This window comes from Streptomyces krungchingensis, assembly GCF_054729265.1.
Map to the genome: position 1 here is coordinate 879,135 of NZ_JBPUKY010000001.1, position 14,006 is coordinate 893,140.

Annotated in this window: 11 protein-coding genes; 9 read left to right on the plus strand and 2 right to left on the minus strand. The window is 72.7% G+C overall.

Features of this window, described 5'->3' with window-relative positions; translation table 11 throughout:
- Positions 1–37 precede the first annotated feature (37 nt).
- Positions 38–925, minus strand: coding sequence for a hypothetical protein (locus tag ACSYGO_RS04080; RefSeq protein ID WP_460385780.1), 888 nt, complete (start codon positions 923–925; stop codon positions 38–40).
- A 174-nt stretch (positions 926–1,099) separates the two neighbouring features.
- Entirely contained in the window at positions 1,100–2,989 is a 1,890-nt protein-coding gene (nhaA, locus tag ACSYGO_RS04085; protein WP_435225439.1) for a Na+/H+ antiporter NhaA, read from the minus strand.
- Between the two features lie 600 nt (positions 2,990–3,589).
- Between nhaA and ACSYGO_RS04090 the strand changes: the two genes are divergently transcribed.
- The 9 genes from ACSYGO_RS04090 to ACSYGO_RS04130 all read left to right on the plus strand — a co-directional run bounded on the left by ACSYGO_RS04090 (position 3,590) and on the right by ACSYGO_RS04130 (position 14,002).
- Positions 3,590–3,862 carry a hypothetical protein gene (locus ACSYGO_RS04090; protein WP_432176072.1) on the plus strand — a complete coding sequence of 91 codons (273 nt, stop codon included), beginning with the start codon at positions 3,590–3,592 and terminating at the stop codon, positions 3,860–3,862.
- An 83-nt stretch (positions 3,863–3,945) separates the two neighbouring features.
- Complete coding sequence (pelF, locus tag ACSYGO_RS04095) at positions 3,946–5,487, plus strand: GT4 family glycosyltransferase PelF (protein ID WP_460385781.1); 1,542 nt, start codon at positions 3,946–3,948, stop codon at positions 5,485–5,487.
- On the plus strand, positions 5,484–6,857 hold the full coding sequence (locus tag ACSYGO_RS04100) for a hypothetical protein (protein ID WP_460385782.1): 1,374 nt from the start codon (positions 5,484–5,486) through the stop codon (positions 6,855–6,857). The genes pelF and ACSYGO_RS04100 overlap by 4 nt, the downstream gene beginning before the upstream one ends.
- Positions 6,858–7,022: 165 nt before the next feature.
- Positions 7,023–8,024, plus strand: a complete 1,002-nt coding sequence (locus ACSYGO_RS04105) for a GDP-mannose 4,6-dehydratase (RefSeq protein ID WP_460385783.1) — start codon at positions 7,023–7,025, stop codon at positions 8,022–8,024.
- A gap of 31 nt (positions 8,025–8,055) precedes the next feature.
- Positions 8,056–8,769, plus strand: a complete 714-nt coding sequence (locus tag ACSYGO_RS04110) for a nucleotidyltransferase family protein (RefSeq protein WP_426680003.1) — start codon at positions 8,056–8,058, stop codon at positions 8,767–8,769.
- Positions 8,770–8,776: 7 nt separating this feature from the next.
- Entirely contained in the window at positions 8,777–9,703 is a 927-nt protein-coding gene (locus ACSYGO_RS04115; RefSeq protein WP_460385785.1) for an NAD-dependent epimerase/dehydratase family protein, read from the plus strand.
- Positions 9,700–10,362, plus strand: coding sequence for a spherulation-specific family 4 protein (locus ACSYGO_RS04120; RefSeq protein WP_426680001.1), 663 nt, complete (start codon positions 9,700–9,702; stop codon positions 10,360–10,362). The genes ACSYGO_RS04115 and ACSYGO_RS04120 overlap by 4 nt, the downstream gene beginning before the upstream one ends.
- 433 nt (positions 10,363–10,795) lie before the next feature.
- Positions 10,796–12,655 (plus strand): M1 family metallopeptidase, encoded by a 1,860-nt coding sequence (locus tag ACSYGO_RS04125; RefSeq protein ID WP_460385786.1) that lies wholly within the window; start codon positions 10,796–10,798, stop codon positions 12,653–12,655.
- 231 nt (positions 12,656–12,886) lie between these two features.
- Positions 12,887–14,002 carry a PP2C family protein-serine/threonine phosphatase gene (locus ACSYGO_RS04130; RefSeq protein WP_426679999.1) on the plus strand — a complete coding sequence of 372 codons (1,116 nt, stop codon included), beginning with the start codon at positions 12,887–12,889 and terminating at the stop codon, positions 14,000–14,002.
- Positions 14,003–14,006 lie beyond the last annotated feature (4 nt).

Consider the following 14,006-nt stretch of genomic DNA (forward strand, 5'->3'; position numbering starts at 1 on the left):
GACGCCTCCCGGTGCCGGACGTGCGGGATGCCGGAGGTCACGAAGCCGCTCCCTCGAACTCGATGCGGAACTCGACGAGACCGTCCGTGCTGGTGCCCTCCGCCGTGAGGGATGCCGTGGAGGCGTCGAGAGGGCCCCGGAAGGTCGTGCCGGTGGCCAGGGCGTGCGGGTAGCCGCCGGGCAGCGAGCCCAGGTCGTTGCGGCAGGCCACGACCGGGCTGGACCAGTTGATGAGGTTGAGGGCGACTGCTTCCCTGGTGTGCGGGTCGGTGAGCCTGGCGTCGAGTTCGCCGCCGGACCAGTCCACGTCCCAGTAGGTCAGCAGCAGGTGCGGATCGCGGGGGTTGCCCGCCAGGTCCTGGCCGCTGGTCGTGCTGACGGCGGAGGACCAGAAGGACACGGCGCCGGCCTGGGCGGGGTCGCCCGCGGCGAACAGCAGGGAGAACGGGTTGTCCTCGGTCTCGTCGCCGCCCGTGCGCGGTCGGCCCAGATCGAGGGTGCTGTTCGCCGCATAGGTCTGGCTGTCCGCGAGGCGGCGGGAGCCGTCGGCGTTGCAGTAGTCGTAGACGCGGACGGAGATGTCGGCGGTCCCGCTGTACTTCTTGCCCCAGAGCGCCGAGGCCTCCCCGTCGCCCAGTGCGAGCGTCTCCTCGTCCGGTGTGCCGGTGACCGTGTCGGCGGCTTCGGACGTCGGCGTGTCGCTGATCGTGGGCGTCGGATCGGCGCTCGCGCTCGGCGAGGGCGGGCCGGAGGACGGTGGCGTGGCCGCGATCGTGCTCGCCGCGGCCGCCGACGTTCCGCGGCCTTCCGGTTCCCCGTTCCCGCACGCCGTCAGCGCCGCGCACAGAATCCCCAGGCCCATCGCCGCCACGAGCCGGGTCCGGACAAATCCGGGCAGCCCGACAGCACTTGTCCTGACGGACATGACATCCCCTCCCCCACCTGAAGGCTCCCCCACGAGCCCCAGGAGGCAGGACGTTACGCTTCGCGGTCACCCCGTCACGCGATACGCGTCCTTCGTTACCCTTTCGTGCCTGCGCCCGCACACCTGTCGGGCCGTCGGCCCTCGGTCCGGCGATGCGGGCCCGCGGTGCCGGCCTCAGCCGGCCGGTCGGTTCAGCCGGGCCCGCTCCTTGGCCGCGCGCACCGCGGCTGTGAGGCTCTCGATGTCGTACGCGCCGTGATGGCGGCGGCCGTTGACGAAGAACGTGGGCGTCCCCGAGACACCGCTCAGGTCGGCGGACTCGACGTCCTCGGCCACGCGCGCCGCGCCGGAGTGGAGGCGCAGGGCCTTGTGGAAGCGTTCGGTGTCGAGGCCCAGTTCCTCGGCGTACCGGAGCAGGTCGACCGCCCGCAGGGCGCCCTGGTGGTCGAGGAGCAGGTCGTGCATCTCCCAGAACGCGCCCTGTTCGGCGGCGGCCTCCGCGGCCTCGGCGGCGAGTTCGGCGTGCGGGTGGACGTCGTCGAGGGGCAGGTGGCGAAAGACGTAGCGGACGTCTCCGTAGTCGGCCAGCAGTTCACGGATGACGGGCTCCGCGAGCCCGCAGTACGGGCATTCGAAGTCGGCGAACTCGACGACCGTCACGGGCGCGTCCAGGGGACCGCGGATGTGGTCGCGGTCGACGTCGACCGGCGGGACCAGGTCGACGATCGTCGCGCCGGTGCCGAGCAGCGCACGGCTGCGTGCCTGGCCCGGCAGGCGGCCGACGATCCAGGTGACCAGCCATGTCGTCGCGAAGGAGCAGACGACCGCGCTCAGGACGCCGATCTTGGCCTGGGTCAGCCGTTCTCCCGAGAAGGCGAGGGTCGCGATCAGCAGGGAGACCGTGAACCCGACCCCGGCGATGGCCCCTCCGGCGGTGGTGGCGCCCCAGCCGACCGGTGGCCGCAGGTTCCCGCGGCTGAACCGGGAGACGAGCCAGGAGGCACCGACGATGCCCACGGGCTTGCCCACCACGTAGCCGACCAGGATGCCCAGGGTGATCGGCGACGTGTACGCCTCGGCGAGCCGGCCGCCGTCGACGGTGATCCCGGCGTTGGCCAGCGCGAAGAGTGGAACGATCACGTAGCTGGTCCACGGGTGGTACATCCGCTGGAGCCGCTCGTTGGGCGAGATCGCCGAGGCGAGGCCGAGTCGCACCGACCTCTCCAGCTCCGGGGTGGGCTGCTCACGGAACAGCCGGAACAGCCCGCTCGCCCGTTCCAGGTCGCTGCGGCTGGCCGGGTACGCGTAGGTCAGCAGCCCCATGGCCAGTCCGACGACGACCGGGTCGACGCCGGACCTCTCCAGCGCCACCCAGGTCGCGACGGCCGGCACCGCGTACGCCGCGCCGCGACGGACGTGCGCGGCCCGCACCGCGAGGATCACGGCGAACAGGCCGACGGCGGTCCACAGGGCCGGCCAGTCGATGGGGCCGCTGTAGGCGACGGCGATGACGACCAGGGCCACGAAGTCGTCGACGACCGCGACGGTGAGGATGAAAACCCGCAGGCCTGCGGGCAGGCGTCCGCCGAGGAGTGCCAGCATGCCCAGCGCGAATGCCGTGTCGGTCGACATCGCCGCGCCCCAGCCCTGCGCGGAGGACTCGCCCGTGTTGAGCGCGAGGTAGATCAGGACCGGCACGAGCATGCCGGCCAGTCCGGCGATCACCGGCAGGGTGACCCGTCTGCGTTCGCGCAGTTCGCCCATGTCGAACTCGCGCCGCGCCTCCAGGCCGACGACGAAGAAGAACAGCGTCATCAGACCGCTGTTCATCCACTCGCGCAGATCGAGGGCCACCCCTCGCGCGCCGAGGCGGACGGACAGCTCCGTCCCCCAGAACGTCTCGTAGGCACCTGGGGCGAGGTTGGCCCAGGCCATCGCTGCGAGGGCGGCGGCGAGCAGCACGGCGGCGCTGCCCGTCTCCGTGCGCAGGAAATCGCGCAGCGGTGTGTGCAGGTCCGAGCTGCACTCGGTCCGCCCGGTCAGGTGGGGCGCCGTCGGCGGCATGCTCGTCTCCCGTTCCTCCCGCTCCGTGCCTGTCGCCGACCGGTTCGGCGGGGCCGGCGTCCGGGTCGGGACGCGGTCCGAGCGGCGTGGACGTACGTCGAGGTGAACCCTCGCCCATCGTGCTCTGTTCCGGGCCGAGGCGCGCGGAGCCGCCGACAGCGGCGGCGGCCTGGCGCACACCCTCGAGCCTCGCGCGCTCCGCTCCTGACCACGAGCCGGCGTCCCGGCGCCGGGTGAGCACCACCTCGGCCCACCCGGCGCCCCGAGGGCCCGCCGAAGGCGGGTCCGCGCGGGCCTCGCGGACCGGCCGCCTCGGCTCTCCCTCGCCCGGGGCGACCGGACCGGCCACCGCGGGCCGGGGCACAGACAACGCGCCAACCGCCGCACATGTACGTCAACCTCGATCACGACCAGACGGTCGCCTGCTCTTTTCCGTCATGTTCCGCAGCAGGCACACGAAAACTACACAGAGCCATCACTATGTGACGCGACGAAAGCGTTGACGACCGGCGTCTGAGGGGGGCGACGGCGTCACGCAAGGGGGTGCGTCCGCTCCATGGGAGCAGTACTCACCCCTGCCCGGGGAGGGAACTTCACCGCATGAAGCGGACCATTGGCTCGACCGTGCTCGGCGCGGGCGCACGCGGCGCCCCGCTCGGCTCACCGGCCGGAGCTGCGCGCGCCGACACCACCGCACCCCGCATCGACCGGCGGGTGCTGCTCGTGCGTGACGGCGGCCCGGCCACCGTCGCGATCGCGGCCGATCCGGACGCGACCGCCGACGTGCCCGAGCAGGACGCGACCAGCGGCACTCCACGCACACGGGTACCGGCCGGAGCGACCGAGCAGGTGCCCTGCGCCCCGGACAACTGAACGGCGCACCGACCGAAGGTCCCGGCCGCACACGGCGGCAGGGAAGGCCCGACCACCCCACACCTCGGCCGTGGAGCACATCGATGCACGTTCCCGACGCCGCGCGACGCCCCAGCGCGACGCGCGTCACCCTGCTCACCGAAGGCACATACCCGCACAGTCACGGCGGCGTGAGCGTCTGGTGCGACCAACTCGTCGTCGGCATGCCCGACATGGACTTCGACGTCATCGCCGTCACCGGAACCGGACGTGAACCGATCGTCTGGGACGTGCCCGACCACGTCTCGCGCGTCGTCGGGGTCCCGATGTGGGGACCGCCGCCCGAGGGCAGTCCGCCGCGCGGACGCCGCCGCGACCGGCTGTCCGCCGCCTACGAACAGTTCCTGACCGCTCTGCTCGACCCGTGTGCCGAGGACCGGTTCGGCACCGCCCTGTACGAGATGGCGGCGGCGGCGGCCGACGGGCAGCTGAGTCCCTTCCTGCGCGGCGACCGGGCCATCGCGATCCTCGCCTCCGTGTGGAACCGCCCGGGGCTCGCCGTGCGCGAGGCCCGGCCGACCCTGCACGACGCCATCACCGCCACCGCCCTGCTGGAGCACGCCCTGCGTCCGCTGGCCGCGCCGCCGCCCGAACACGGAGTGGCGCACGCCGTCAGCGGCGGCGTCGCCGTCCTGCCGGGACTGGCCGCGCTCCAACAGCACGGCGTGCCCCTGCTGTTGACGGAGCACGGGGTGTATCTGCGCGAGCGCTACCTCGGCTACCGCACCGCTCCCTACCGCTGGCCGGTCAAGGCCGTCGTCCTGGGATTCTTCCGGCTGCTCGCCGAGGAGACCTACCGGCGGGCCGCGCTGATCACGCCGGGCAACCGCTACAACCGGCTGTGGGAGGAACAGGGCGGCGCCGACCCCGCGTCCATCCGCACCGTCTACAACGGCGTGGACCCGAGCGCCTTCCCGCCGGCCGGTCCCGAGCCGGAGGAACCCACGCTCAGCTGGGCGGGCCGGGTCGACCCGATCAAGGACCTGGAGACCCTCATCCGCGCGTTCGCGCTCGTCAGGGCCCAACTGCCCGCCGCACGGCTGCGGTTGTTCGGCGGCACCCCGCGCGGCGGCGAGGCCTACCGGGAACGGTGCGAGGCCCTGGCCGCCGAGCTCGGGCACGCGGACGCGGTCACCTTCGAGGGCCGCGTCGACGACATCAAGGACGCGTACGCGGCGGGCAATGTCGTGATGCTGTCCAGCATCAGTGAGGGATTCCCCTTCACCCTGATCGAGGCCATGTCGTGCGGGCGGGCGACCGTCTCCACGGACGTGGGCGGCGTGCGGGAGGCCGTGGGCGACTCCGGACTGGTCGTCCCGCCGCGCGATCCCGCCGCCATGGCCGCGGCGGCGCTGGAACTGCTCGGCGATCCCGGGCGGCGCCGGGCGATGGGCGAGGGAGCCCGGCTCCGGGTGGTCGAGCAGTTCACCCTGCGCCAGACCGTCGACACCTTCCGCTCGATCTATCTGGAGCTGTCGGCACTCGGCGGCTTCACCCTGCGCGACCCGTGGGAGGCCGGCACCGCCGCCGACCTAGCTCCGACGGGCGAACCGCGGGCCGCACTGCCGAGGAGTCTGGCCGGATGAGCGGACCGATGGCCCTCGAACCCGGCGGCGCGGAGGGCGACATGCTGTCGCTGCGGCTCGCCGGCCACCGCGCCCCGGTCACGGCGGCGCCGGACCACCCGGCACAGGACGCGGTCGACCGGCTCGCCGCGGAACTGGCCGACCGCATCGGCCCGGCCGTCCACCCCTACGAGGTGGCCGCGCTGCTGGAGTCGGAGGGCCTGACCGCCGAGGTGATCCACGAGCGGTACGGGCACCCGAACCTGTTCTCCCTCGCCTGCGCCCTGTACGAGCGGGTGCCGCGCACCTTTCCCGAGCCAGCGACGCCACCCGACCCGTGGCGGCCGGACCATGTGCGCTGTGCCCTGCGCGGCGTGCTGTTCGCCCTGCCGGGACTCGCCTATCTGCTCACCGCCCGGGTGTGGCACGCCGCGCGCGACACCGACGTCCTGGTCGTGGCCGGGCTGGTGTCGTGGGCCTGGGGGCAGGCGCTCGGGCACCGGGCCTACCTGCGGATGGCCGCGGGACGGCGCGAGGCGGGTCTCACCCTCCGGGCCGGCGCGCCGCTGGGCGCCGCCCTGGCGACGGTCGCGGGCGCCCCGTTCGCCGGCACCGGCACGGCGGTGGCCGTGGCCACCGCGCAATCGGTGTATCTCGCGGCGGCCGGGGTCCTGCTGGTGCTGGGCGGAGAACGGCTGCTGCTGGCCGCGCTCTCCCCGGTCGTCGCCGGATCGGTGGTGCTGCCGTGGTGGGAGCCGGGCACCGTGCTCCGGGTCGCGCTGCCGGTGCTGTCCGTGGTGGGCACCGTCGGCGCGGCGGGCTGGGCGCTGCGAGCCGCCCTGGCGGTCGCGCCCGCGCCGGGTGCCGTCCGGCCGACGCTGCTGCCCTCCCTGCCGTACGGGCTGTTCGGCCTGGCCGCCGGGGTGCTGGTCCTGCTGGAGGGGCGGCAGCACCCGTACGCCGTGATCGTGCTGACGGTCAGCATGGGACCCGCCGAGTGGCTGCTGTACCGGTACCGGGGGATGTCGCTCGCGGCGTTGCGGGCGACCGCGACACCGGCCGCTTTCCTGTTCCGGTCCACCGGTGTGTTCGCTCTGTGCCTGGGCGCCTATCTGCTGCCGCTGCTGCCCGCGGCGCTGCTGACCGATGCCGAGCCGATACCCCTGCTGCTGCTCGCGGCGACGCTGTGGACCGCGCTGCTCCTCCAGGCGTTCGGGGCCGCGTGGCCGCCCGCCGGGGTGTGTCTGGCCGCCGCGGCCGGTGCCACGGCGACGACCCTGTCGTACCTGCCGAAGGGCCCGGGACCGCTGTCGCTGTGCTGCGGCGCCGCCGCGCTGTGTCTCACGGCGTGTGTGCTGCGGCTGCTGGGCCGGCCCGCACCGCACTCCTGAGGCTCCCCGCCCCATCCGACTTCTCATCCCGTCCGCTGTGTCGCACGGGTCGCGCCCGGCATCCCGCCGGGGCGACCGGACACGACCGCGGCCGTCGCGGGACGCCCGCGACACCGTCGCCAGACGCGGACACCACCTGCGCAACCCGACCGGAAGGACCAAGAGTTGACCACCGCACCGCTCGCCGCCGTCACCGGAGCCGAAGGCTTCATCGGTTCCCACCTCACCGAGGCGCTGGTCGCCTCCGGGTGCCGGGTGAGGGCCATGGCGCAGTACAACTCCTTCTCCTCCTACGGCTGGCTGGAGACACTGCACCCCGACGTCCTCGACCGGGTCGAGATCGTCCTCGGCGACGTCCGCGACCCCGGCTCGGTCCGGGGTCTGGTCGAAGGCGCCGACTGCGTCTACCACTTGGCCGCCCTCATCGCCATCCCGTACTCCTACCGGGCACCGCACAGCTACGTGGACACCAATGTCACCGGCACGCTCAACGTGCTGGAGGCGGTGCGCGCGCTGGGCACGCCCCGGCTGGTGCACACCTCCACCAGCGAGACCTACGGCACCGCCCGGACCGTGCCGATCACCGAGGACCACCCCATCAACACGCAGTCCCCGTACGCGGCTTCGAAGGCGGGCGGGGACCGGCTGGCCGACAGCTACCACGCGAGCTTCGACACCCCCGTGGTCACGCTGCGGCCGTTCAACACCTTCGGCCCGCGCCAGTCCATGCGGGCCGTCATCCCCAGCGTCATCGGCCAGGTCGCGGCGGGCGAACGCACCCTCACCCTCGGCGATCTGCGCCCGACCCGCGACTTCACCTACGTCGAGGACACCGCGCAGGCGTTCCTCGCGGTGGGTACCGCGCCCGCCGACCGGGTCGTCGGCAGGACCTTCAACGCCGGTACCGGCGGGGAGATCTCGGTCGGCGACCTGGTCGCGCTGATCGGCAAGGTGATGGACACCGCCCTCGACGTACGGGAGGACTCCGAACGCATCCGGCCCGCCAACTCGGAGGTGATGCGGCTGGTCGCCGACGCGACCCGGCTCACCGCGGCCACCGGCTGGACTCCGACCCACGACCTCGAACAAGGCCTGGCCCGCACCGTGGAGTTCTTCCGCGACCCGGCCAACCTCGCCCGCTACAAGACCGGCATCTACAACATCTGACCGACCGGTACGTCCACGAAGGAGGAGTCCCATGCACGCAGTGATCCTGGCGGGAGGCAAGGGCGTCCGGCTGCGGCCCTACACCACCGCACTGCCCAAGCCGCTCGTGCCCATCGGCGATCAGCACGCCATCCTGGAGATCGTGCTGCGCCAGCTCGCCACGGCCGGTTTCACCGGCTGCACCATCGCCATCGGCCACCTCGGCGAGATCATCCGCGCCTACGTCGGCGACGGCTCCCAGTGGGGCATGGCCGTCGACTACGCCACCGAGGAGAGCCCGCTCGGCACGATGGGCCCCCTGCTCACCATGCGCGACCGTCTGCCGGAGTCGTTCCTCGTGATGAACGGCGACGTGCTCACCGACCTCGACTACGCCGACGTCCTGGAGCAGCACCGCGCCTCCGGTGCGCCGTTGACGATCGCCACGTACGCGCGCAGGGTCCACATCGACTTCGGGGTCCTGACCACCGACGCGAGCAAGGTCGTCGCCTTCACCGAGAAGCCGAGCATGGACTACCGCGTCTCCATGGGCGTGTACGGGCTGTCGCGGTCCACGCTCGACGGGTACACCGCGGGACTGCCGCTCGGCTTCGACGAGCTGGTGCTCGATCTGCTCCGGACCCAGAACCCCCCGCACGCCTACGAGTTCGACGGGTACTGGCTCGACATCGGCCGCCCCGACGACTACGACCGGGCCAACGCCGAGTTCACCACCCGCAAGTCACTGCTGCTCAAAGGAGCCTGACCACCGTATGCGCATTCTCGTCCTGGGCCTCACCGGCTATCTGGGCGGTCACGTCGCCGAGCACCTGCGCGCCCTTCCGGGCGTGCGGGTGCTCGGAGGCGGCCGCTCGACCGCCGCCGAGGTCGGCATCGACCTCGCCACCGACCGCACGGGCCAGGTGGCGAAGGCCCTCGCGTCGGCGGCACCCGACGCGGTCATCAACTGCGCGGGAGCGACCGGCGGCGACGCCGTGACGCTGGCCGAGGTCAACTCCCGTGGCCCTGCCGTGCTGTGCGCGGCCCTGCGCGACGCCGCTCCCACGGCACGCCTCGTCCATCTCGGCTCGGCCGCCGAGTACGGTCCCGGCACCCGGGACGTCGACGTCGCGGAGTCGGCCGCCACCCGGCCCGTCACGCCGTACGGAGCCACCAAGCTCGCCGGGACCATCACGGTGACCGCTTCCGGTCTCGACGCGGTGGTCCTTCGCGTGGGCAACCCGGTGGGGCGCGGCGCCCCGCCCGCGGGGCTGCCCGGCCGGATCGCCGGGCTGCTGCGCGAGGCCGGCGGGGATCCGGACGCGGTGATCCGGCTGGGTGACCTGTCCGCCCACCGTGACTTCGTGGACGTACGGGACGTGGCGCGGGCGGCGGCCCGCGCCGCGACGGCGCCCGCACCGCTGCCCCGCGTGCTCAACATCGGCGGCGGGCAGGCCGTTCCGGTGCGCGACCTGGTGCGGGCGCTGGCCCGGATCGCCGGCTTCCGGGGGCGCATCGAGGAGAAGGGCGGTGGGTCCGTGCGCTCCGGCGACGTGTCGTGGCAGTGCTCCGACATCGCCTCCGCCGCCGACGCCCTCGACTGGCGGCCGTCGTACTCGCTCGACGAGTCGCTGGCCGCGCTGTGGGCCGCGGTCACGGAACCTGCCGGCCTGGAGCGGGAGGGCGATCGCACACCATGAACCTGCTGATCCCGCTGTACGTCCATCCGGGCGAGGACCCGGCCGCCTGGCACCGTCTGATCACCGCGGCGGACCGGACGTACGCGGTGATCCTCAACCCCGCCGACGGACCGGGCCCGAGCCCCGACCCGGCGTTCACCGCGGCGGCCGGCGCGCTGCGGGACTCGGGGGCCCGGCTGCTCGGTTACGTGGACACCGACTACGGCACCAGGGACCCGGACGAGGTCGCGGACGACGTCGCCCGGCACCGGGAGTGGTACGCGACGGACGGCTGCTTCCTCGACCGGGTGCCGTCGGGGCGGGCCGAACTGTCCACCGTCAGAAGGCTGGTGCGGACGGTGCGGCGGCTCGGTGCGGCTCCCGTCGTCCTCAATCCCGGCGTCCACCCGGCACCGGGGTACGCGCGGCTGGCGGATCTGGTCGTCACGTTCGAGGGCCACTGGTCCACGTACGTCTCGGCGTTCAGCAGACCGGAGTGGACCTCGCGCCATCCGGCCGACCACTTCTGCCATCTCGTGTACGGCGTGCCCGAGGCCCTCGTGCCGCTCGCCGTCCGCACCGCCCGTGACCGGGGCGCTGCGGTGTGCGGGCCGGTCACGGGCGAACTGCCCAATCCGTGGTCCCGGTTGACGCCCGCGCTGGACCAGCCGCAGGGCTGAGGTCCGCGCCGCGGGTGTCCGTCCGGAGGGGACGGCCGTGTCGCCGGGGTGACGGTCGAGGCGGGACAGCCGTGTCGCCGGGGTGCGAGCCCGGGCGACACGGCAGCAGCCCGCGGCCGGTGCCCGGAGGCGGCTCCGCGATACATCAACACCATCGATATGCGCATCCAGTTGACTCGGTGATGCGGCAACTCCCGCGCGGCCGGACCGGGAGAAGTCAGAAGTACGCGGCTTTTACCCGTACCTGATGGCATGGCTCGGTCAAATCTGCGACGCTTCCCGCAGTCGTCGCCCCGGCTGCGGGGCGGCGCCGAAGAACTCCCCAGCAATCACGCAACCGTCAGGCACAAGCCCCTGACCGCCCGCGGCACACCCACGCCGTCCGGGCGGCACCGAGCAGGCCGCGATCCCGGCCCCCTCAAAGGAGTTTCGCGTGAGACCAACCCCCCGCAAGGCCATCGCCGCGAGCGCGCTCGCCGTCACGGCGCTGGCCGCCCTGTCGCTCCCCGGCACAACGGCGGCCGCCGCGCCGCCCGCGGCCCCCGCGGCCGCCGCCTGCACCCCCACGCAGGTCGTCGCCAACGGCGGCTTCGAGAGCGGCACTTCACCCTGGAGCCAGTCGTCGACCAGGGTGATCACCAACCGCGCCGGCCAGACCGCCCACGGCGGCACCAGCTTCGCCTGGCTCGGCGGCGTCGGCAGCACCCACACCGACACCCTCTCGCAGAGCGTCACCGTCCCGTCCGGCTGCAGCAGCGCCACCCTCACCTTCTGGCTGCACATCGACACCGCCGAGACGACGTCGTCCATCGCGTACGACAAGCTGACGGCGAAGATCGGCAGCACCACACTGGCGACCTACTCCAACCTCGACAAGAACACCGGTTACGCGCAGAAGTCGTTCGACGTGTCGGCGTTCGCCGGCCAGACCGTGACCCTCACCTTCACCGGCACCGAGGACTCCAGTCTCCAGTCCAGCTTCGTCGTCGACGACGTCGCGCTCGACACCTCGGGCGGTACGACCCCGCCGGCCGACTCCACCCGCACTCCGGCCGCCCCCTCGTACACCGTCAGCCTGAGCAGCGACACGAGCGGCACGGTCTGGACGGGCCACGAGAGCGCCACCTTCACCAACGCCTCCTCGACCCCGCTGAGCGAGGTCTATCTGAGGCTGTGGGACAACTACCACGGCACCTGCTCGGCCATGCCGATCAAGGTCAGCAATGTCACCGGCGGCACCGCGGGTGCCCTGTCGGTCAACTGCACCGCCCTGAAGATAGACCTGCCCGCCCCGCTGCCGCAGGGCCAGAGCGCCACGATCGGCTTCGACCTGGGCATCACCGTCCCCAGCGGTGCCGACCGGTTCGGCCACGACGGCGCGTTCAGCTTCATCGGCAACGCCCTGCCCGTCCTCGCCGTCAAGGACGGCGCAGGCTGGCACCTGGACCCGTACACGAACAACGGCGAGTCGTTCTACTCCCTGGCCGCCGACTTCAAGGTGACCCTCGACCACCCGAGCACCCTGCTGGTCCCGGCGACCGGCACCTCGGTCGACACCCCCGGCTCCAGCGGACGCACGGTCACCACGGCCACCGCCTCCAAGGTGCGCGACTTCGCCTGGGCCGCGGGACCCTTCAGCAAGATCTCCGGCACCTCCACCGCCGGCACCCGCATCAACGTCTACTCCGTCTCGGCCATCAGCTCCACCGACGCGCAGTCGATGCTCACCACGGCCAAGTCCGCGGTGGACGCCCACGCCTCGCGGTTCGGCGCCTACCCCTACGGCGAGCTGGACGCGGTGATCGACAACAACTACTGGTTCGGCGGCATGGAGTACCCCGGCTTCGTCCTCGACCTGGTCAGCACCACGGCGCTGACCCATGAGATCGGCCACCAGTGGTGGTACGGGATCGTCGGCGACGACGAGTACACCAGTCCCTGGCTCGACGAGGCGTTCACCGACTACGCCACCGATCTGGCCCTGAACAAGACCGGCACCAACTGCTGGAACAGCGTCTCCTGGGCCTCCTCGGCGGAGAAGATCACCAACTCGATGGCGTACTGGGACGCCCACTCGTCCCGCTACTCCACCGTCGTCTACGGGTACGGGAAGTGCGCCCTGCACGATCTGCGGCGCCTCATCGGCGACACGGCCATGACCAAGCTGCTCAAGGACTACGCCACCGCGCACTGGTACGGCGTGTCGACCACGGCCGAGTTCAAGGCGGCCGCCCAGGCGGCCACCAGCACGGACCTGACCTCCTTCTGGAGCACGCACCGCATCGACGGCTGACGCCGCACCGGTTCGCCGCGGTGGGCGCCCCCGGCGCCACCCGCGGCGAGCCGACGCCGCGCGGCGTCCTGCCGCGTGCCGTCACGGATCGCAGCCGTTCCCGCATACGACGCGCCTGCGCGGGATCGCCCGGGCGGGCCCGGCGCCCGCGGCCCCGTCCAGCCGTTTGCCGGCCGACCGGAATGCGCACCCCGGCCGAATGGTGGAGCGTGGTGGATGAGGAGGAGCGCTATGGCCGGGAGGGCCGGGTCGGGTCGGCGGGACGGCGAGAAGCAGGGCTGGCTGCGCGGCTCGCCTCCTCCGCGCTGGGTGCGGGCACTGCCACCGGCCCTGCTGGCGGTGATCTGCGCGATCGAACTCGGGACCGACCACCCACTCGACATCGGCTTCCTGCTCGGTGCCATCCCGACGATGGCCGTGCTCTCCTACGGGCCCCTGGCCACGGCTCTTTTCGGAGTCGTCGTCGTGCTGCTGCTGAACGTCCCCGCCCTGGGACTGAACCGGCCGGGCAACGCCGATCTGCTGACCATCACCTTCATCGCCGTACTCAGCGTGTTCGTGTCCCTGGTGCGCACGCGCCGGGACAAGCAGCTGGTCACGGTGCGGAGCGTCGCGGAAGCCGCCCAGCTCGCCGTCCTGCCGCCGCTCGCCGAGCGGGTCGGGACGGTGCGCTGCTCCGGTCTGTACCGGGCGGCGCAGAGCGAGACGCTGGTCGGCGGCGACTTCTTCGACGTGCGGGCGGGGCCCTTCGGCGTACGGGCCCTGATGGGCGACGTGCAGGGGCACGGGCTGTCGGCGGTGGGCACCGTCGCCTCGCTTCTCGGGGCGTTCCGGGAGACCGTGCTCGACCAGCGGGACCTCAAGGCCACCGCGGCGCGCCTCGAACGCAGACTGGTGGTGGACTCGGCGGGCGACCATCCGGCCGAGATGTTCGCCACCGCCCTGCTGCTGGACTTCCCGCCGGGGACCGGCGCGGTCCGGCTGGTGTCCTGCGGGCATCCGTACCCCCTGCTGCTGCGCGGCACGAAGGCGTTCGAGCTCGATGTCGAAGCGGGGGCGCCACTCGGGGCGGGGCTGTTCGACATCGCTCCGCCGAAGACCCGCACCGTCCGCCTGGAGCCGGGTGACCGGCTGTTCCTGGCGTCCGACGGGGTGTCCGAGAGCCGGGACAGGCACGGGACCTTCTATCCCCTGGCCGAGCGGCTGACCGCGCTCGCCGAGGAGTCGCCCGCCTCACTGGTCGACAGCGTCTGGGAGGACCTCACCCGGTTCTGTCCCTCGATCCGCGACGACGTCACCATGCTGCTCCTGACACCGGGCGAGGAGGAGACGAACCGTACCGAATAGTGCG

Bases quoted from the DNA above. Each gene is read 5' to 3' on its own strand.
- ACSYGO_RS04080 (WP_460385780.1), bottom strand. From the start codon at position 925: ATGTCCGTCAGGACAAGTGCTGTCGGGCTGCCCGGATTTGTCCGGACC.
- ACSYGO_RS04130 (WP_426679999.1), top strand. From the start codon at position 12,887: ATGGCCGGGAGGGCCGGGTCGGGTCGGCGGGACGGCGAGAAGCAGGGC.
- ACSYGO_RS04110 (WP_426680003.1), top strand. From the start codon at position 8,056: ATGCACGCAGTGATCCTGGCGGGAGGCAAGGGCGTCCGGCTGCGGCCC.
- nhaA (WP_435225439.1), bottom strand. From the start codon at position 2,989: ATGCCGCCGACGGCGCCCCACCTGACCGGGCGGACCGAGTGCAGCTCG.
- pelF (WP_460385781.1), top strand. From the start codon at position 3,946: ATGCACGTTCCCGACGCCGCGCGACGCCCCAGCGCGACGCGCGTCACC.
- ACSYGO_RS04100 (WP_460385782.1), top strand. From the start codon at position 5,484: ATGAGCGGACCGATGGCCCTCGAACCCGGCGGCGCGGAGGGCGACATG.
- ACSYGO_RS04090 (WP_432176072.1), top strand. From the start codon at position 3,590: ATGAAGCGGACCATTGGCTCGACCGTGCTCGGCGCGGGCGCACGCGGC.
- ACSYGO_RS04115 (WP_460385785.1), top strand. From the start codon at position 8,777: ATGCGCATTCTCGTCCTGGGCCTCACCGGCTATCTGGGCGGTCACGTC.
- ACSYGO_RS04120 (WP_426680001.1), top strand. From the start codon at position 9,700: ATGAACCTGCTGATCCCGCTGTACGTCCATCCGGGCGAGGACCCGGCC.